We start from the raw sequence: 18,480 nt of genomic DNA, 5'->3' as shown, positions 1-18,480 counted from the left end.
TGTTATAACTATGCAGGAAAAAAAGCAGACTCGCAAGAGTCTGCTTTTTTCATACACGTAAAGAGGAGATACACTTGCCCGATTTATTTTATCCTTCCAGTAACAATGATTCCGGATCTTCCAGCAATTCTTTGACCGTTACCAGAAAACGAACCGCTTCACTACCATCAATAATCCGGTGATCGTAGGACAGCGCGATATACATCATCGGACGATTTTCCATACGTTCCTCGTCGATGGCAATCGGGCGAAGTTGAATTTTATGCATTCCCAAAATACCCACTTGTGGCGTATTGAGAATTGGCGTAGACAGCAGGGAACCGAAAATACCTCCATTGGTTATGGTAAAAGTTCCACCTTGCAAGTCAGCCAGAGAAAGCGAATTGGAGCGTGCTTTGCCAGCCAAATCTGCAATGCTCTTCTCGATCTCAGCAAAGCCGAGACGATCAGCATCCCTTACAACTGGCACGACCAAACCTTCCTTGGCAGATACAGCGATCCCGATATCATAGTATTTTTTCAGTACGATATCATCGCCATTAATTTCTGCATTCACGGTAGGGAAGCGCTTGAGTGCACCAACCACTGCCTTTGTAAAGAAGGACATAAAACCCAAGCCTACATCATGTTTTTCCTTAAACTTATCTTTACGGCGTTTACGCACATCGAGAATGGCGGTCATATCCACTTCATTAAAAGTGGTGAGCATGGCAGCTGTTTGCTGTGCTTCAACAAGACGCTTAGCGATCGTCGCTCTGCGTCGAGACATCCGCTGACGTTCCACAGGCTTGCTGTACTCCGTTTGAGCTGGAGACGTAGGCGCAGGCTTGCTAGTAGAGGGAGACGCAGGTACAGATGCTGTACGTGACACTTCAGCGCTGTTATGCGTTTTTACGTCCTCCTGGAAAACACGTCCGAGCGGGTCCTTTCCCTGTACCTGCTCAAGATCAATCCCGCGCTCACGCGCCAACTTCCGGGCGGATGGTGATGCCGTCTGGCCATTCCCGTCGCCATTCGATGAAATAGGCGGTGCAGACTTTTCTTCTGCTTTAACGCCGCCTCCTACGGAAGACGGTGAAGTCGCTACGGACGGTGCTTCAGGCGCTTGAGTCGCTGCAACTTCTCCAGCACCGGTTGATTCCGCACCACCACTGCCGCTTCCGATCAAGCCAACAGCTTCACCGATGACCACAGTATCACCCTCCTGACGAAGGATTTTCTGGACCACACCTGCTTCTTCCGCACTAATTTCCAGATTGACCTTATCGGTTTCCAGCTCTAGTAGAACATCTCCCTGTCCTACGGAATCCCCTTCCTTCACAAGCCATTTGGAGATTGTTCCTTCCGTGATGGATTCTCCCATTGCTGGCACTATAATATCGCTCACAGCCGCTACCTCCCGAGTGTAATATTGTTTTTGGAATCCTGCTTCAACGCCGATTGAATAATTCGCTGTTGTTCTAGGCTGTGTACTTGCTGATAACCACTGGCCGGGCTTGAACGATCTGGTCTGCCTGCGTAACGAATTTCCGCTCCCTGTGGCACAACATTCCGCAGACGAGGTTCCATGTAACTCCAAGCTCCCATATTTTTAGGTTCTTCCTGAGCCCATACAAACTCCTTAACATGCGGGAAGCGGCCGAAAATATTCCGAATTTCCTCTTCCGGGAAAGGGTATAACTGCTCCACACGAATAATATGCAGACGCTCTTCTGCCTCATTCTTATCCTTTTCCAATGCTTCTTCGAGATCAATGGCAATCTTGCCACTGCACAGTACAATGCGCTCTACACGATCCGGACGTGCCCCCAGACCAGGCTGTTCCAATACAGGACGGAATGCTCCTTCACTGAATTCAGAAGCAGGCGAAGCGACACGATTATTACGAATCAGGCTCTTCGGCGACATCATCACAAGCGGACGGGCTTCCTCACTTTCGCTTAATGCAGCCTGACGGCGCAGCAGATGGAAATACTGTGAGGCACTGCTCAAATTAGCGACAGTCCAGTTATTTTGTGCGGACAACTGGAGAAAACGCTCCAGACGTGCGCTCGTGTGCTCTGGTCCTTGTCCTTCGCTACCATGCGGTAACAGCATCACCAGACTGGATTTCTGTCTCCATTTGGCACGGCCTGCAGAAATGAATTGGTCAAAAATAACCTGTGCACAGTTGGCAAAGTCGCCGAATTGCGCTTCCCAAATCACTAACGTTTCAGGAGAATACACGTTATAGCCGTATTCAAAGCCGAGGACAGATGCCTCAGACAATGGACTGTTATGAATACTGAACGAAGCACGTGCTTCTGGCAATGTATGCAACGGGCAATGTGTACGGCCTGTTTCAGGCTCATGCAGCACGAGGTTACGGTGTGCAAATGTAGCTCGCTCCGCATCCTGACCTGTCATACGAATAGGCTTGCCGTCTGCGAGAATGGTGGCCAAAGCCAACGTCTCCGCCAAGCTCCAATCTACCTTTTCTCCCTCGTTCAGAGCGGTTTTTCTACGCTGTAAAATTCGATCCAGCTTCGGATATACATGAAAAGCCTGTGGCCATTTGAGCAAGTTTTCATTGATTTGGCGCAGCTTTTTCAATTCCACTGCAGTACGTACCATAGAATTCTGATTCTTTTTCGCCTTCACAGGTGTCATTTCCGGCTCTTGTTCCGGTTGATTCTTCACATGCTCATGCGCTTCCTTCAGTCTGGTTTGGACCTTTTCAATAAGGCCGGTACTAAACGCTTCATCCACAACCCCCTGCTTCATCAGCTTTTGAGTATACAATTTGCTCACGGTCGGATGATTCTTCACCTTACGATATACCAGTGGTTGTGTTGTTTCCGGGTCATCGGATTCATTGTGACCATAACGACGGTAACCAATCAGATCAATCAGAAAATCCTTCTTGAAACGATTGCGGTATTCGCCAGCCATACGAGCAGCTGCAATACAAGCTTCGGGATTATCCGCGTTCACATGCACAATTGGAATTTCATAGCCTTTAGCCAGATCACTGGCATATCGGGTCGAACGGGAATCGACACTTTCCGTTGTAAAACCCAGACGATTATTCACAATAATATGGACCGTGCCTCCATTACGGAAGCCACGCAAATTGGTGAAATTAAGTGATTCTGCCACGATACCTTCACCCGGGAAAGCCGCATCACCGTGCATAATAATTGTAGCTGCCTTGCTCACATCCAGCTTCGGATAACCAGCCTCACTGCGGTCTTCCTGTGCAGCTCGTGAAAATCCTTGTACTACCGGATTTACATATTCCAGGTGACTCGGGTTATTTGCCAATGTCAGACGGGCTTGCACTGCTCCCCCATCTTTTACAAAACGATCAGCACCCAGATGATATTTCACATCGCCAGTCCAGCCGTAGTTAATTCCTGTGGAACCTTCCGACGGGATCAAATCTTTATTCGGCGAATGATGAAATTCAGAGAAAATTTTACTGTAAGGCTTGCCCAGCACATGTGCCAGTACATTCAAACGGCCGCGATGCGCCATACCCATCAGGACATGACTTGCTCCTGCATTTGTGGTTAGACGAATAATCTCGTCGAGAACAGGGACAAGCACATCATTACCCTCGATGGAAAAACGTTTCTGTCCGACGAATGTTTTGTGCAAAAACTCTTCGAACTGTTCTACTTCTACCAATCTGCCCAGCAACGACTTGCGTTCCTGTGTTGTGAGTGGCTTGGAGGACCAGCCGGATTCTGCATAGCTGTTCAGCCAGCGGCGTTCCTCCTCGTTATGAATATGACTAAATTCATAGGCAATCGGACCTGTGTATGCTACACGTAACCGTTGAATGGCTTCCCATCCGTTAAGTGTTCCCGCAGGAGCGTTATCCCATATTAAAGAGGCTGGAAAAGCCTTTAAGTCTTGTTCAGTTAAACCGTAAGATGCTGGATTAAGCAAGCGTGTATCCTGCTCTGCATCCAGTTCCAGCGGATCGATTTGGGCGGCTAAATGTCCGTATTCACGGATATTCCACACCATTTTCCCCGCTGTAACCGCTTTCTGCAATGTGTTCGAATCAAGGTGCCCCAAAGCACTTGTGGGGGGGCCTTGCAATTTGTTGTCTATCATGGAAGCAGCCGAGTATTCGGATTGTGGCGGCTCACCCCATTGATCAAACAGCTCGCGGTAAGCCGGATCAACCGTTCCGGGGTCCGCTACATACTTTTCATACTGGTCCTGCACATAACCTAGATTAGGTCCGTAATACGCCTGCCAAGGTATCTGTCTGCTGCTCTCTTCCATTGTCATCTCGTTCCCTCCGTCAAATTTTGAAATTCATAGCTGGACGGAAATCATTTTCATTTTTTATTAAGTCTTCAATTTAAGTTGTTCACAATATGCTCACATTATATGAAATCCTTCATCAAAAGTCGAATTTCACAATTCTTATTCCTCTTCCATTGTATAAAGTTTTCTAGCTATGAGCATTTCCTTTTTCTCAACATATCCATGCGTAAATGAGATGAATCGGGCTATTCTGTAATTCTTACATCCTCATTATAGACGATTACCGTATGGATTATTTCAGACAACATATCGGACAATTAAAAGAAGCCATTCCACAAAAAGAAGAAAAACTTTGACTGGTATAAAAAAGAGAGCGCTACAAATGGCGAGGATTTAGCTTCATTTAAGATTGAAGATTGACACCCATTTGTGAGTCAGGAATCAAACACCTGGCAACTAAAATAACCAGCCGTCGGATATCAACCGACGGCTGGTTATTTTAGTTTATGTTGCTCCTCATACTACGCCAAACCATTTTGAAAACAACTTCCCAGTCCACCCCCCTGTGATTATCGTTAACAGCAGAATTTAAAAGGCAGAGGGTCTGATACGATGCAAATTCAAACTTAAAGTGACATTAAAGTCACTTTTCTGTACAATATTCCTACTTTTCACTATTATTTTAATTAGGCATCTAAAAACCGCTTTGAAAGCGAAAGGGATGGAACTGTGACTGGATTAAAACAAGTACTCAGAAACAAGAATTATGTCAGGTTTTTTCTGGCAACCTTCGCCTCACAAATGGGAGGAATTATCGGGGTTACTGCATTCATGTTTTATTTGTTGAAACGGTTTACAAATCAGCCTTATTATGCAACGCTTGCCGAGTTAATGTATTCGCTCCCCATGCTGGTAGTTTTTCTCGTGGTTGGAGTGCTGGCAGATCGGATGGATAGACAAAAAATTGCTGTAAATTGTGACTGGATCAGCGCTTTTTTATCCTTATGTTTGCTTATTTTTATTTGGGTCGATTCGATCCCTTTGATATTTGCCCTCCTCTTCATCCGTAGTGCTGCCTCCAAATTTTTCTTCCCAGCCGAAAGTGCCATTATACAGGGAATATTAAACGAAGATGATTACACTATTGCCGCAGGCCTCAATCAAATGATGGGGAGTCTTTTCATGTTATTTGGAGGAACTCTGGGGGCCGTCGTCTACTGGCACTTTGGAATTACTGGAGCCATCCTAATTGATGCTATTTCTTTTATTGTGTCTGCACTGCTTATTCGTTCCTGCAAAATTCCAAAGGAAGTACGCCTTCCGAACGGGGCACATCAATTCAAACAATTAAAATTCAAACTTGTCATGATCGATTTTAAACAAGGGTTTCTTTACATATTACGCAACAGACTATTGCTTTGGTTGGTTTCAGGCTTTTTTATGTTTGGTATTTTAAATGGTGGATTTAGCGTTTTACCGATGTTTATTCTTAAATATAAGCTAGCTCCAGGCAACTATGAGCAGTATATGGTTTGGACAGGTATTATTTTTGGAGCTGGTGTGTTGCTTGGTACCCTAATCGCATCTCTCATCTCCGCCAAGCTAAAGCTACACCAAATGATTGCAGCGGGAGTTCTGGTAGCCGGAATAGGTATGTGCATACTTGGATTTGTTAACCACCTCTATGCTTTTCTGATTATCAACTTTGTCATTGCACTGATACTTCCGTTCATTAACATTGGCATAGGAGGATGGCTTCCTCGTATTGTAGATCCTCAAATGATGGGACGTGTGCAAGGTTTGATTAATCCGTTAATGATGCTGTCCCAGTCTCTTACATTAGGTTTCATTGCTGTAAGCTTTCCTTCATTTATTTCAATTGAAGTCTTGTTTTTATTAGTTGGGGTCTGTACCGTTATTGTAGGAATATACTATACTATTGTGCTTCCCCGTTATGCTGATTACAGCACTTCTTCCAAGGCTCTTCAGGAATCTTTATAGGCAAATTAAAAAAAGTCATACAGCAGACCATTCCGCCAGTGATTGTTGAATTGCCACTTCTGCCTCCGAATCCAGTGCAGAAGTGGCTTCATCATATCTCCTCTCAAATGCTCCACAAGTACATGCAATTATGGTAGATACAAAAGTTAAGAGGTCAAAAACGGAAAACCTAGGAGCTAACCATGCAAAGCAAAAAAGTGCTTATACCCGTTGCATTACTTCTTTTAATACAGTTAAGTGTTCCTAACTGCTATACCTTTGCACAGGATAACCTTGTCATAGATCATGAAACGAAAGAGAGATTCAAAGAACAATATGGCTTGGATGAACCGGAATTTCCTTCATCAAAGCAGCAGCAAAACATATTATTGGGAGATGATTTTGGATTTACTCCCTCTGTTGATGCTGTTGTGGTGGAATTGACCATATTGATTCGGTATCCGATCATTTCCATCAGTCAACAACTGGTACATTCACTGAAATCATAATTTTTTTCTACAAGTTCCATGATATAGAGCATAAGAATCATTTATTTCGTAGCAAGTTGTCTGCCACTTGGGGTCACTTCATCCTTCTTATTGAAAAGGTTTAATTCAATGGGTCCCCTACCATGTAGCCACAGCAGTTCATCGAATAAAAATGTCAGTCCATCCTTGGCGCGTAAGCGTTCGATGATCTCCGTGACAACTTGCATAACTTCCCCTTGTACACCCTCTGCCAGTTGCAAGCCTCCGCTCTCTCCATCTAGGTAAAGATGCGTATGATATGATTGCTCCACCTTCTTCACATGGCGCAAACACAGTATGCCATTTTCGAGGTAAAAGAAGTATTGATGGTCATACAGAACCCCTTCGCATATCTCATATATATGAGGTGAATCATACGGCCCCTGAACCATGGATACCCGTTCCAATCCCATTACCCATTCTGTCATATATCCTCGCTCCATTCCTTTTGCCCATTTATCACAGCTTAGTTCGATGAAATATTAACCTGTAATTACAATTTATCCATTTTAAAAACCACTTATAATAATTCAAATCGTTGTTATATGCATTTTTCACGGAAACTTCTATACAGTTTTTAAGCCTCCTCACGCATTTATTTGTTTAGGATTATCAAAATAGTAACTGTTGCTAATTTTAAAGCATTTTGATACTATGAAGGCATCAACTTAGTTTACTTATAATCTTGTTAACTAGATTACTTATTTATAAATATACGCTTCTATTCTATACATGTCAACTAGTTTACTTGATTACTTTTGGAGGAATTGTTGTGATTAGATTTTCTCTTGATAAAATTATGAAAGACCGTGGACTCGAACAGAAAGATATTGTTTCTATTACGGGAATTAATAGGAATACGGTTAAAGCTTTGGCCTCCAACGCAAATGCCCGAATTGACTTTCCAACCTTGAATACTCTTTGTAAAACCCTTGGTGTACTCCCTGGTGAACTGATCGAATACTTGCCGGAAGACGACGAAGAGAGCCGTTAACATGTTACGGCTCTCTGTTCTTTGTATAATATTCAAATTTTTCACCGATCTTCCCACTAAATTAGGTTAGAAGATCATAATCCCTTCCTATCGGCGATTTCAAATAAACTCTTTCCATGTAGATAAATATCAAATAAAGCATTAGGGTTATGTTGTCCCTTTAAAACTGCAAACATTTTATTCGATGTAATCCTGATCACATCCACATCTGTTTCCTTAGTCAAACCAGTGATAACAGGACGATTTACGCTAATATAAGACTTTGGTTTAAAAACAACTCCCCAGTTCAACCCACTGTGATTACTTTTTACAACCTCTCCTAGATAAATGGCAATATCCAGTGTAAAAGCTTGAGACTTTGTGTCGAGTTTTTTTCATATATATATATAGCTCTTCAACCATTCTTCAGTCTCTGGATGCTCCTCTTCTAATTCTGAAGCACTTTTACTTTGAATCTGTATATTCCCTAGATACCATTCCCAAATATCTATGAGCGAACGATCAGTGTAATCCAGATGTATCTGTGAAAATGCGCCAAGTTGCTCTAAACGCGAAGGTATTTGCTGTTTAAACCAATTAAAATGTTTTTTAGCTTCGTTTTTACTCATTTCAGAGTATTCTTTCATGTCAAAAGGTGGTTGCATTAATTTATATTCCATTTCAAAAATCCCTTCTTGCTTAGCTATCTTAATTCGAAGAAAAATTCACGGTAACACCGCCTGATACCAAGATCGTTAAAAGATCCATAAAATATTGCTGTGGTGAAAATCCATAACATCTCTCTTCTTGATCCCATTCTTCCTCGAATCTTACCAAGAAATATTGTGCGTTTTTCCAATGGATCGTGAACGGTCCTACTGTCCCAAAATCTCCACAGAGACAGTCCGATATACTGTCCAAGCTAAATCCATAGTACCCTCCGGGCCCATTAATCGCTTCACCAAGTGCTATAAAAAATGTTGTAAAATCAGATATGTATTCGCCGTCTAAGGTGTAGACTTCTCCTCGTTTATCCAGTCTGGCAAATTGATTAGATGCAGAATGTATTCTAGTCACGTTTAGCCACCCGGACCGTTCTTCTTTAGAAAAGCCTTGCCATATATTATTTTCAAGCGACTGAGCACCCTTTAAAAACTCCCATAATCTTAATTCCACAGGGGAGGGCTTCGTTTCAAGTATACCTGTTAACTCTAGATTGAAGTTTCCTTTATTGCAATTCAGTTTATGGATTATGTAGGATTCAGGTAGATGATAATAATAGCTTCCAATCACTTTTTCTTCATCATTTAAAATAGCAATGTACAAGTTGTATACAGATTGTTTTGTCTTTGTTATGTTTTCTATGAATTCTTCGTTAAATACAAATTGCTCAAAAATGACCTTTTCATATGTTTCGACAATGATATCACCCGTTAAACCAACCACATCTCTACAATAGCCAACTGTGAGCCCACTTTCATCGTCAATGAAAGCAAATCTATATTTCATATCATATCTCCTCACAATAATTTTAAGGAATGTAGCATTTTAAGGCATCACTTTTAGCTTCTTGGGTAGAATAATCAATTATTTTGAAGCCGATAAGGATTGAGATCCTCTGGCTTTTTAATTTTTTTCAGATCTTCTGCAGGTACTGCAAAATAAATTTTCCCCTTCTCAGACTTAAATGTTAACGAAGCATCATACTTCTTTTCAACAATCCACTGCTTTATTTCCAACATTTCTTGAAGATAATGAGTGGCTGAAAAGTTACCTTTAATAAGAATTGTAGCGTTTGATGAGAAGGCTCGGCTAACAGTAGAATAGCTTGGAATTTCATCGCGGTATATTATAGTATGACTTCCAAGACTATATATATCTACTATCACTTCGGCATCTGATCCTGTAACTTCCTTTGCTTTTTTGGTCACGCCAGTTTTTATCTCATCCATCCAAATAGAACAGGCATAGTTATCCATCATTTTCCCATAATAGTCTTCATCCACCAAAAAAGAAATCCCTGAGCCAGAGATCACATTTGCTATAAATTTATCATTCTTAAAATCATAATCAACTGAATCAATTTTCCAGTTCATAGTGTACGTTTTATGTAGGTAGTCAGTGACATTGCTCCGAAATTGGACTCTTTTTATTGGACTTCCTGTTGTAATGGATACAACTGTATATGCAATTACAATGACGATCACGAATAAAACAGCTTTTTTCAGCACTCCAACCAAACCTCTCTAATAAAGAATCATGTAAAAAGTTCTAAAGATTCCAGCAAAAAGTCACGCTTATATTTGTTTTTATAATCGGCTAGCTTTCTTCTTATGATTTGTCTACATATGTCCTTTTGCGCCTTAGTAATTTTATCTTGTACGTTACTTATCAGTTGATAGGATTGTCTACTCGCTTCAAAGGTATCATCCAGTAAATCTACCAGCACCACAACATGAGTAGATACATCAAAAAATTCTAAAGCATATAACAGTGTTCCTCTATTCCCCTTGGTCTTTGGATTTCTTAATAAGTCGATAAGAGGTAACACCGCTTCACTGTCTCCTAGATCAGCTAACGTTATGGCGATTGCATTTCTTAGCAATACACTATCCGTCGTTGCTAAATATCTCAATAATATTGGAGTGAATGTATGATCCAACTTTTCAACCACATCCTCTATAATCCTTACCGCTTCCTTTAAATCTCCACTTTCTATGACTTCTTCTAAACGCATTTTGTTCATAGTCTACCACCCCACCGTATTACAATATATAGCAACTATCCAGTCTTAATGCAATTCAACAATTTACATATGATAACAATCCTATGTCTCTTTTGTATATAGCGAACATTGTCGAGACCCTAAAGAGATATCCACTCATTGATTTAAAATAAACAAAATGTTATATTGTCTATAAAATAATCATCATTTAATTGAGGTGTTTGCTAAAATGGATCATTCCGAACTATTCTGGAATGCTGGTATCGAAGAACTGAAGCGTGGATATATTCGCCAAGGAGAGCAGGTAATTTGCCTGTTGGACGGACAGCGATATGAGCAAGGCATCATATATCAGGATCAAGGGGTATTTTATGATGCCGAGAGGTACATGCGCCTTCATATTGAGCGGACGTATGGTTCAGTCTTTGACTATTTAATCGGCCTGGACAAAAAGTTAACCGGACTGACGGATCATCAGAATCGGTTGCTTCAGTTATTCTATCAAGGCATGGGCGATGCGGATATTCAAAAGGAAACCGGAATCGGTAGCGCATCCACCATACGCAATCATCGCTTTGGTCTCAAAGAAAAAGAACGGCAGGCCAAGGTATTTCTCACTTTAATGGAGCTGCTAAAGGAGAAAGACCGCCACGCTCCCACCATTGTAGAAGTACCCATAGGAGCACGGATGGTGGACGAACGCTACAACATTACGGAAGACGAACGGCAAAAGGTACTCACGAAGTATTTTCCGAATGGGACGGACGAACGCCTAAAGACCTTTAAAATGCAAGAAAAGCACAAGTTGATTGTGCTGCGTGAAATTGCGGGCCGTTTTGTAAAGAGACAAATATATCATGAGAAGGATATCAATGCGATTTTACAGGAAGTATATGACGATTATGTCACGGTGCGAAGATATATGATTGAATACAATCTATTGGATCGTAAGCCGGATGGCAGTGAATATTGGTTGAAGGAATCTTGAATCTCAACGTTTATACAATAGGAGGATTCGACAATGAATCGAAGAAAAGAATTGGTGCAGCAGTACATGGAGATGAAGACAGAGGCAGGAATCTATTGCATTCGAAATACACGTAATGGGAAAATTTTCGTCTCTTCCACGCCGAATTTAAAGTCGCTAAATGGACGACGTTTTGAGCTGAACATGGGTGGATTTAAGAATAAACAACTGCAACAGGAATGGTATGAGTATGGCGAAGATTCGTTTGAATTTGAAGTGCTGGACGTTTTGAAGAAAAAGGACTCAGCGTTCTTTGATGTCAAAGATGCACTGACAAAGCTGGAGCAGACCTGGCTTGATCGACTCCAGCCATACGGAGACAAGGGATATTTGTAAACTTACCGATCCACGGAAAACTCCTTCCGAAGGTAGCCAAAAATAACAGCGTCGACAAACTGACCTTTTTCATAAAAATAGTCTCTCAGGTGACCCTCTTTAGTAAAGCCACTTTTGAGTAGTAGCCGTCTGGAGCCTTCGTTATCTGGATCAATGAAGGCTTCTATACGGTGAACATGCGGCAAATGAAAGCCATAATTCACGACCACCTTCATTGCTTCTGTCATCAGACCTTGCCGCCAATATTCCGGTGCCAGCTCATAGCCGATTTCAATACGGGAGTGCTTCTTCTGCCAGTTATGAAATCCAATTGTACCCACGATCCGCTCAGGAGCTTCTTTTAACGTAATCCCCCAACGAAAGCCCTCTTGCTTCTCATATCTGGTTAGCATCGAACGAATAAATTTTTCGGCTTGCTCTACCTCTGTAAAGCTTTCCAAGTCATAATATTGTGTGACCTCATCCTTGGAGAAATAGCCGAACACATCCTCCGCATCCCCTACTGTAAGCTGTCTTAAATGAAGCCTATCGGTTTCTAAAATCGGAAACGTTTCCATTGACATTATCCATCTCCTCCTTCACATCGAAGAACCTATCTTATCAGCCACCAGCCAACCCCAACCATCACTCCATTTATGAAGAATAATACAATACATGCTCTCCACTTGTTGATTTCACTTGTTTGAAAAAAACCTGTCACTTTACTACGACACATGAACAATGTAAACAACAAATTCCAAATAATACGCATACCATATTTTACGTAGTATAGAGCAGGGTTTAGCTGTACACCGCCCAACGTTGGAGGGACATCCGGTATAAACAGAATTGCACACGTATAACGCATGGTCTCATATGTAAAATAAAATACTGCCAGCCACCAAGCCCACTTCTTACCAAATAACATACCGACACCGGCAGTCGTCCCTGCCAAACCGAGTAACGCGATAAATCCTTGAAACATGCCCCTACAAATGCCTACTAACGTAGAAGCCTCATTTAATGCATTAAGCGTCAATAGCTGGGTCACCAACAGAAGTGCTCCATTAAAGATCAATAAAATGGCTGAAATGCTTACACCTAAAGGTCGTTCGAAAACCACGTTCGTTACATAATCTTCTACTTCTTTTTTCGTATACAGATCTGACACTTCTTCTACTCTCCTAACCCAAATTATATACTTCCATTTTCGGGCGGGTATAATAACAGTATGTTCTCGCCTCATTCCCATATATCGGCTTTTAGGAAAATATGATTTAATCTTTCCTGAAAATTCCGTTATCCGTAAGCTAATCATTATTATTCAGTGCAGCCATGCTGCTAATGATCATCCTATAATGGTGTCAAATTAGCGTCATGAGAATCTCTATCATTAACAGAATCCCAAATAGAGTAATATCTATCCTTATACTACCATTCCAAGAATGAATCTGACAAATGAATGGACTACTACTCGCGCTTATGAATGAATACGCGTTATTTTCGTGGCCCTGTAACCTTCAGATGACTGGATATACTCTACTTGATAACCCATTCGAGCATCCAAAAGCTCTTCCATAAATGGAAGGCACGGACTGTAAATAAAACTCCCTCCTGGCCGAATGGCTCTAAGCAATTCCATATATTTGCGAGCGTACTCATGAATATTACCATCTGCCTTCAGATGATGATGTATAAAATGATTGGAGAATGCCATATGTGAAACGATCGTCCCCCATGCACTTTCTCCAAAGGTGGTCTCTAACCAATCTCCTCGAGTGATACAACCTTCTGTTTCAGCCAACCGATCTGTTCCGTAAGCCTCAATTCCACAAGCACGTAAATAAGTAACCAACCGTGCCTCAGATCCGCAACCAACGTCTAGAACAGGCTCTTGCACACGAGCAATGTCCAATCCTAGCAGATTGGCTTGCAACTCCGGCGTATATTCCTCACAAGGTATCCAAAAGGTATACTCACACTCTGCATACTTAGCAAACATTTCACGTCCGTTGGTACGAGTTAAAAAATCTCTCAAATGCCCGTAATGTTGCTGGAGCAGCAAGTCCAGGGTTGCTCTATCTATAAATTTCTTCTGGAACAGTTTTTCAATCCGGGTGAAGAGTCGATCATACAGCTCCGTAAGCTCCCTCACATGATCTGTGTGAAAATGTAGATACTGATTGGTATTTACAAACTGGGACAGTATTTTAGCCGCTACATCCTTCACAAAAGCGTTATACGTCTGCTGGCGCTTCAAGCTTTGAAGCATGAGGATCAGTTCCGAGCTTCTCTGCGTCAGCCAGTACGTCATTTCTGATGAAGGTCCTAACAGAACAGAACCCTCACGCATATAAAATAAACTCCGATGCTGATTGTACAGGAGTTGACCGTTAATAAGATTATGAAGTTGAGCGACTGCCATTCTCGCTTCCTCCTTAAGATCCAGAACATTAAAGCCCTACCCAAGCCTAAAAAATGTTATCTTTGGGTAGGACCAGCTTATTTACTAAGTATACCATGGCTATGGAAATCGTGTTTTATTGCGAATCCTCCGCCTGTACATAAGAGGATAAAGGAATATTCAGCTCACGGATCCCCTGAGCTACCAGCCGAGCTATTTGCTCCGCACCGTATTCCTGAAAATGTGTATCATCCTTCACTCCATCAGGAAATGCAGGATACACCCCTGGCTCCAAATGTAAAAATAACGGGAGTGTTCCTTCCAGACCAAGTGTATCATAGTACGCTACACTCAAGCGGCTAAGATCGACCAGCGCAACATCTGTCTCCGATGCCGTTTCCTTCATGGCCTGCACATATTCCGGGAAACTAATCCGAAACGAGGCACTTGCCGCATCATAATCCCGGCGACCAACAGGAGTAATTAGCACAGGTGTTGCACCGCGTTGGATGGCTCCTTGGATGTAGGTTTTTAAGTAAACTTTGTAATCCGCGGGTGAAACATAACGCTCTTGGTTGTTGATCGCGGCATCATTATGTCCAAACTGTATGAGCAGATAATCTCCTGGACGGATATTGCGTAAAATATCATCTAACCGCCCTTGTACCAGAAAGGTTTTCGTGCTTCGTCCACCAATAGAACGGTTCACAAAAATAGGCTCATCTGTGAAGAACGGAGCAATCTTTTGCCCCCAGCCCGCCTGAGGCTTCATCGCGGATTTATAGGTTTGAACCGTAGAATCTCCCGCAAGGTATACCGAAGGGTGTTCTCCAGCCGTTCGAGCATCCTTTGGAGTAATAACCAAAGCGTTAATCTTCGCTTCATTACCTGAGAAATACAATTCGAGCTGACCGTCGATGAGTGCAAGTTCAAATCCAGCCTCGACAAATTGTCCTGCTGTTTTGGCAGTAGGTTCTACCTTGACGATGGACTCGGCTTTAACCGTAATGTCTGTGTTTCCGGCAGTATCTCCGGCAATCAGGGAAAGCGTGTAATCCGCAGGTGGTAAATTGACAACAAATGATGATCCTTGAACACGAACAAAATCTGAGCGTATAGCATCACTTCCACCACGATCCTCTTCATTCACTTTGGAAAGATCGGTAAATCCATAGCCTCGCTCAGGCGTGTAAGCATCCTTGGCAGTGACTTGGGTGTAGCCGTCAGCTACGTTCCCAGGGCCAAAGTCAAATCGAAGAGGCGCCGCAAGTTGTCTTTCGGCCAGTGCCTGCCCTGGGATAAGTATGGTTGCAAACAACAAGCTGAATCCTGCGCATAATCCAATCATCTTACCGAACAACCTGTGACGCTTTCCCTTTTGTTTCAAGCGCAACCCTCGCTTTTCAGGTTATTTGAGTGGTTTGTCATTGTCTATACGTGTATTGATCCCCGCCAGCTTTTGACAGCCTTGGTCCAGCCCCCAGGATACCACAATGCCAACTGTGTACCTGATCAGATCCGCGGTCAGAAACCCTTTCCCAAGTACCAAGCCGCCCAGCGTCGTTGCCCGAATGTGGTTAATCCAGGGAGCCTGGTACATCTGGCTGAACTCAATGGCGAAGCAAAACAGCAAGCTGCCCCACAGGGCTACAGACAATTGACGATTCACCCACAACATTCTCAGCCCAAAATAAATCATGCACGCCCACAAGGCATCCCCAAAGTGATCAGCAACGAATTCAGGCAAACGGGAGGAGTAAACCCGGCTTCCCAAACCCAACAAAATCGTGACCAGCACAGCAATTAGGTACGCAGCGCGAGCCTTCCAGCGGAATTCCGCCTTTATTTCCCGATTGGCCTTCCTGATGACGCTCTTACGAACGCTCCTCATGCTAAATCACCTGTCCTAATGCTGGGACATCTCCGCCAAGCTACTGGAAATTCGTAAAGCATCCTCTCTTGGATAGCGCTTGCAAGATTGCTGAACCTTTTGCTGATGTCATATTGTATGCACACCAGCTTGTCTGTATTTTTCATAATATAATTAATCATAATAAGCCTCCGTAATATCGTACAAACGTATCAGCAACTTCCAAACTGTTCGTGTGAGGATACTAAAATTCAATACCACGCACCTTGGCAAAAACCATTTGGTGTACCATGCTTCCCTCTTCATCATACTCGACGTTTCTTAAAATCCCCTCCAGTGTAAAACCTGCACGTTCCGCTACCTTGGCGCTGCGCGTGTTTCTGGAATCACAACGAATCTCCACCCGATTGGCATGCAAATGCTGTATGGCAAAATCCGTAATACCGTGCACCGCCTCTGTTATAATGCCTTTTCCGGTCCATGATGTTCTGAGCCAATACCCAATTTCAAATCTTCGTGCATCCCAATCAATGCGATGCAAACCGCTGCTGGCTACAAATTCTCCCGAAGCCGTATCAAATATATACAACATCATGTCAGACCGATCCAGAAATTTAAGTCTGGCTTGGCGCGAACGGATTTCAGATTCCTCTGCCGTAGGAAGATTTCTTGCAAACGGAAGCCAAGGCCGCAGTTCATTCGCACTCTCTCGCATCGCCTCATTGACTGCCGCCCCATCCCCCCATTGCGGGGCGCGTATGGTCAATCGTTCCGTCTGGAATTGGTCAGGGAACGATAAGAGAATGGGATTCGGTTGCTGCTCCATACTCATGATGCTCCTTCCTCCTTATTCGTTGAATAACTGCGACGATCCAGCCAACTTGTGATTTCACGCAAACTCCCAATCTGATAGTCCGGTACAATGCCCGTTTCCTGCCACGTCATAAAGCCTTCGAGCCAGATGGTATGCAATCCTGCACTTTGTGCACCACGAATATCATTTGTCGGGTGATCGCCTACATAACAGGCATGGCCGGGGTCGACAATGTCCAGCTCATTCAGAGCCAACTCGAAAATTCGAGGATTAGGCTTCTGGATGTTGACGCCGCCCGATACGATAATAGAATCCACATAGTCCCTCAGCATAACTCGGTCTATTTTCGCTTGCTGCGTGCGGAGTGAGCCGTTGGTAATAATACCAAGCTTCAAGCCACGCGACCGCAGTTCGGACAACACTTCCTTAGCCCCGTCCATCAACACCGTAAACTTATGAAATTCACCATACCAAAAGCCCAGCATCTCTTCTACTGACGTATCGGGATTTTTCAGTTCCAAGTCTGCATGCAGCTCGGTATACAGTTCCCTCTTATCCCGATATCCGTCCTGATCCGCCAAACGTATCCGTTCAACGACAGCCGCGCGGTTCGCCGGTTCTTCTGCCACAATAAATCGTTCTATAAAGCGCTCTGTATATGCCGCAAACGCCTGTTTACGATGAATAAGAGTATTATCCAGATCAAAAATAATCGCTTCTATGGACATAAATAGCTCCCTTCCTTCATCCTCTTGCACCGATTAGGTTGAAACAAATTGAATAATTCCTATTAGAAATAAAAGAAAAAAAATAGACAAGAAAATAATGATCATGTACTTCAAGATTCTCTTGGAGGTCGACTTTTGTTCCAATTGTGTCTCGATCTGGTTCAACCTTTCTTTGATTTCTTCCAACTCCTGCTCCACCTTCACATCATGCTCCCCTTCCTTCGTTTCGACTTATTCATCTTCCTGACACTCACTCACACAAGTTGCTCCAAAAACGCACTTTTTTTACGGCATTAAAATCAATTTGTTCATAAGGCTTCTCCCCAAATTCCAGCTTGAAATACTCCTGCAAACATTCCCCATACACGATAATATCCGTTTGATACACTGAAAATACCGGATTTCCTTCTTCAGATGGCTGCTCTGGGGTATATCGATGTCCGTTGATCGGGATTAGCTTGGGCACACGTAAAAACATCACGTTTACATATATCAACGGCTTCCGCCGAATCTGTCGGTTTTTCGCCCCATTCGGGAGGCCAGAATATATGCTGCTCTACATCAAAAATCATACCTTCCAGCGGCCAATTCAACCTTTGTCGAATTACACCCATCCGCTGTGGTGACGTATCTCTCCAAGGGATAAAGCCTTTACCGATGGGAAGAACACTCATCAGAAGCTCCCTCAAATCGGGCGGGAAGTGAATATTATACCTGTCTTCGACGTCGGTAACCTCTTGCATGGATAAGCCTGGAGCTAAGGTCACATCGTGTTTACGTAATAAATCTATGATATAAGCGATATCCATCTCTTATCGACTCCTCAGCAGCTAGCTAGTTGACCGGATTGGTCA

Annotated in this window: 21 protein-coding genes; 5 read left to right on the top strand and 16 right to left on the bottom strand. The window is 43.0% G+C overall.

Annotated features, from left to right (window positions below):
• Positions 1-88: 88 nt before the first annotated feature.
• Positions 89-1,387, bottom strand: coding sequence for a 2-oxoglutarate dehydrogenase complex dihydrolipoyllysine-residue succinyltransferase (odhB, locus tag KAI36_RS07225; RefSeq protein WP_220027392.1), 1,299 nt, complete (start codon positions 1,385-1,387; stop codon positions 89-91).
• A gap of 5 nt (positions 1,388-1,392) precedes the next feature.
• Entirely contained in the window at positions 1,393-4,284 is a 2,892-nt protein-coding gene (locus tag KAI36_RS07220) for a 2-oxoglutarate dehydrogenase E1 component (RefSeq protein WP_220027391.1), read from the bottom strand.
• Positions 4,285-4,992: 708 nt separating this feature from the next.
• On the opposite strand from KAI36_RS07220, the gene KAI36_RS07215 reads away from it, so the two are divergent.
• Complete coding sequence (locus KAI36_RS07215) at positions 4,993-6,264, top strand: MFS transporter (RefSeq protein ID WP_220027390.1); 1,272 nt, start codon at positions 4,993-4,995, stop codon at positions 6,262-6,264.
• Positions 6,265-6,446: 182 nt separating this feature from the next.
• The gene (locus KAI36_RS07210; RefSeq protein ID WP_220027389.1) at positions 6,447-6,752 is read left to right on the top strand and encodes a hypothetical protein; all 306 of its coding nucleotides are present in this window, start codon (positions 6,447-6,449) and stop codon (positions 6,750-6,752) included.
• 41 nt (positions 6,753-6,793) lie between these two features.
• Here KAI36_RS07210 and KAI36_RS07205 read toward each other — a convergent pair whose 3' ends face one another.
• On the bottom strand, positions 6,794-7,198 hold the full coding sequence (locus tag KAI36_RS07205; RefSeq protein WP_220027388.1) for a hypothetical protein: 405 nt from the start codon (positions 7,196-7,198) through the stop codon (positions 6,794-6,796).
• Between the two features lie 344 nt (positions 7,199-7,542).
• Between KAI36_RS07205 and KAI36_RS07200 the strand changes: the two genes are divergently transcribed.
• Entirely contained in the window at positions 7,543-7,764 is a 222-nt protein-coding gene (locus tag KAI36_RS07200; protein WP_220027387.1) for a helix-turn-helix domain-containing protein, read from the top strand.
• 74 nt (positions 7,765-7,838) lie between these two features.
• On the opposite strand, the gene KAI36_RS07195 is transcribed toward KAI36_RS07200, so the two are convergent.
• From KAI36_RS07195 to KAI36_RS07175, 5 genes are all read right to left on the bottom strand, one after another.
• A complete protein-coding gene (locus KAI36_RS07195) occupies positions 7,839-8,054 on the bottom strand; it encodes a hypothetical protein (protein WP_220027386.1) in 216 nt (71 codons plus the stop codon).
• Positions 8,055-8,138: 84 nt separating this feature from the next.
• On the bottom strand, positions 8,139-8,423 hold the full coding sequence (locus KAI36_RS07190; protein WP_220027385.1) for a hypothetical protein: 285 nt from the start codon (positions 8,421-8,423) through the stop codon (positions 8,139-8,141).
• A 28-nt stretch (positions 8,424-8,451) separates the two neighbouring features.
• Positions 8,452-9,252 carry a barstar family protein gene (locus KAI36_RS07185; RefSeq protein ID WP_220027384.1) on the bottom strand — a complete coding sequence of 267 codons (801 nt, stop codon included), beginning with the start codon at positions 9,250-9,252 and terminating at the stop codon, positions 8,452-8,454.
• Positions 9,253-9,326: 74 nt separating this feature from the next.
• Positions 9,327-9,839 carry a hypothetical protein gene (locus KAI36_RS07180; protein WP_220027383.1) on the bottom strand — a complete coding sequence of 171 codons (513 nt, stop codon included), beginning with the start codon at positions 9,837-9,839 and terminating at the stop codon, positions 9,327-9,329.
• A gap of 161 nt (positions 9,840-10,000) precedes the next feature.
• Positions 10,001-10,489, bottom strand: a complete 489-nt coding sequence (locus KAI36_RS07175; RefSeq protein WP_220027382.1) for a HEAT repeat domain-containing protein — start codon at positions 10,487-10,489, stop codon at positions 10,001-10,003.
• A gap of 208 nt (positions 10,490-10,697) precedes the next feature.
• Here KAI36_RS07175 and KAI36_RS07170 point away from each other — a divergent pair, with 208 nt between their 5' ends.
• Complete coding sequence (locus KAI36_RS07170) at positions 10,698-11,456, top strand: DUF2087 domain-containing protein (protein WP_220027381.1); 759 nt, start codon at positions 10,698-10,700, stop codon at positions 11,454-11,456.
• A gap of 33 nt (positions 11,457-11,489) precedes the next feature.
• A complete protein-coding gene (locus tag KAI36_RS07165; protein ID WP_220027380.1) occupies positions 11,490-11,831 on the top strand; it encodes a GIY-YIG nuclease family protein in 342 nt (113 codons plus the stop codon).
• 2 nt (positions 11,832-11,833) lie between these two features.
• On the opposite strand, the gene KAI36_RS07160 is transcribed toward KAI36_RS07165, so the two are convergent.
• The 8 genes from KAI36_RS07160 to KAI36_RS07125 all read right to left on the bottom strand — a co-directional run bounded on the left by KAI36_RS07160 (position 11,834) and on the right by KAI36_RS07125 (position 18,435).
• On the bottom strand, positions 11,834-12,394 hold the full coding sequence (locus tag KAI36_RS07160) for a GNAT family N-acetyltransferase (protein WP_220027379.1): 561 nt from the start codon (positions 12,392-12,394) through the stop codon (positions 11,834-11,836).
• A 29-nt stretch (positions 12,395-12,423) separates the two neighbouring features.
• Positions 12,424-12,981, bottom strand: coding sequence for a hypothetical protein (locus KAI36_RS07155; protein WP_220027378.1), 558 nt, complete (start codon positions 12,979-12,981; stop codon positions 12,424-12,426).
• A gap of 309 nt (positions 12,982-13,290) precedes the next feature.
• The gene (locus tag KAI36_RS07150; protein WP_220027377.1) at positions 13,291-14,235 is read right to left on the bottom strand and encodes a class I SAM-dependent methyltransferase; all 945 of its coding nucleotides are present in this window, start codon (positions 14,233-14,235) and stop codon (positions 13,291-13,293) included.
• Positions 14,236-14,350: 115 nt separating this feature from the next.
• Positions 14,351-15,562 carry a rhamnogalacturonan acetylesterase gene (locus KAI36_RS07145; protein WP_220028068.1) on the bottom strand — a complete coding sequence of 404 codons (1,212 nt, stop codon included), beginning with the start codon at positions 15,560-15,562 and terminating at the stop codon, positions 14,351-14,353.
• Positions 15,563-15,622: 60 nt separating this feature from the next.
• Positions 15,623-16,105 carry a ribosomal maturation YjgA family protein gene (locus tag KAI36_RS07140; RefSeq protein WP_220027376.1) on the bottom strand — a complete coding sequence of 161 codons (483 nt, stop codon included), beginning with the start codon at positions 16,103-16,105 and terminating at the stop codon, positions 15,623-15,625.
• A 223-nt stretch (positions 16,106-16,328) separates the two neighbouring features.
• On the bottom strand, positions 16,329-16,916 hold the full coding sequence (locus tag KAI36_RS07135) for a GNAT family N-acetyltransferase (RefSeq protein ID WP_220027375.1): 588 nt from the start codon (positions 16,914-16,916) through the stop codon (positions 16,329-16,331).
• A complete protein-coding gene (locus tag KAI36_RS07130) occupies positions 16,913-17,626 on the bottom strand; it encodes an HAD family hydrolase (protein WP_220027374.1) in 714 nt (237 codons plus the stop codon). The genes KAI36_RS07135 and KAI36_RS07130 overlap by 4 nt, the downstream gene beginning before the upstream one ends.
• A 410-nt stretch (positions 17,627-18,036) precedes the next feature.
• Positions 18,037-18,435, bottom strand: a complete 399-nt coding sequence (locus KAI36_RS07125; protein WP_258382264.1) for an SMI1/KNR4 family protein — start codon at positions 18,433-18,435, stop codon at positions 18,037-18,039.
• Positions 18,436-18,480 lie beyond the last annotated feature (45 nt).

The organism is Paenibacillus sp. S02 (genome assembly GCF_019454065.1).
Taxonomy (GTDB): domain Bacteria; phylum Bacillota; class Bacilli; order Paenibacillales; family Paenibacillaceae; genus Paenibacillus; species Paenibacillus polymyxa_B.
This window is presented reverse-complemented; position numbering and strand designations above follow the sequence as displayed.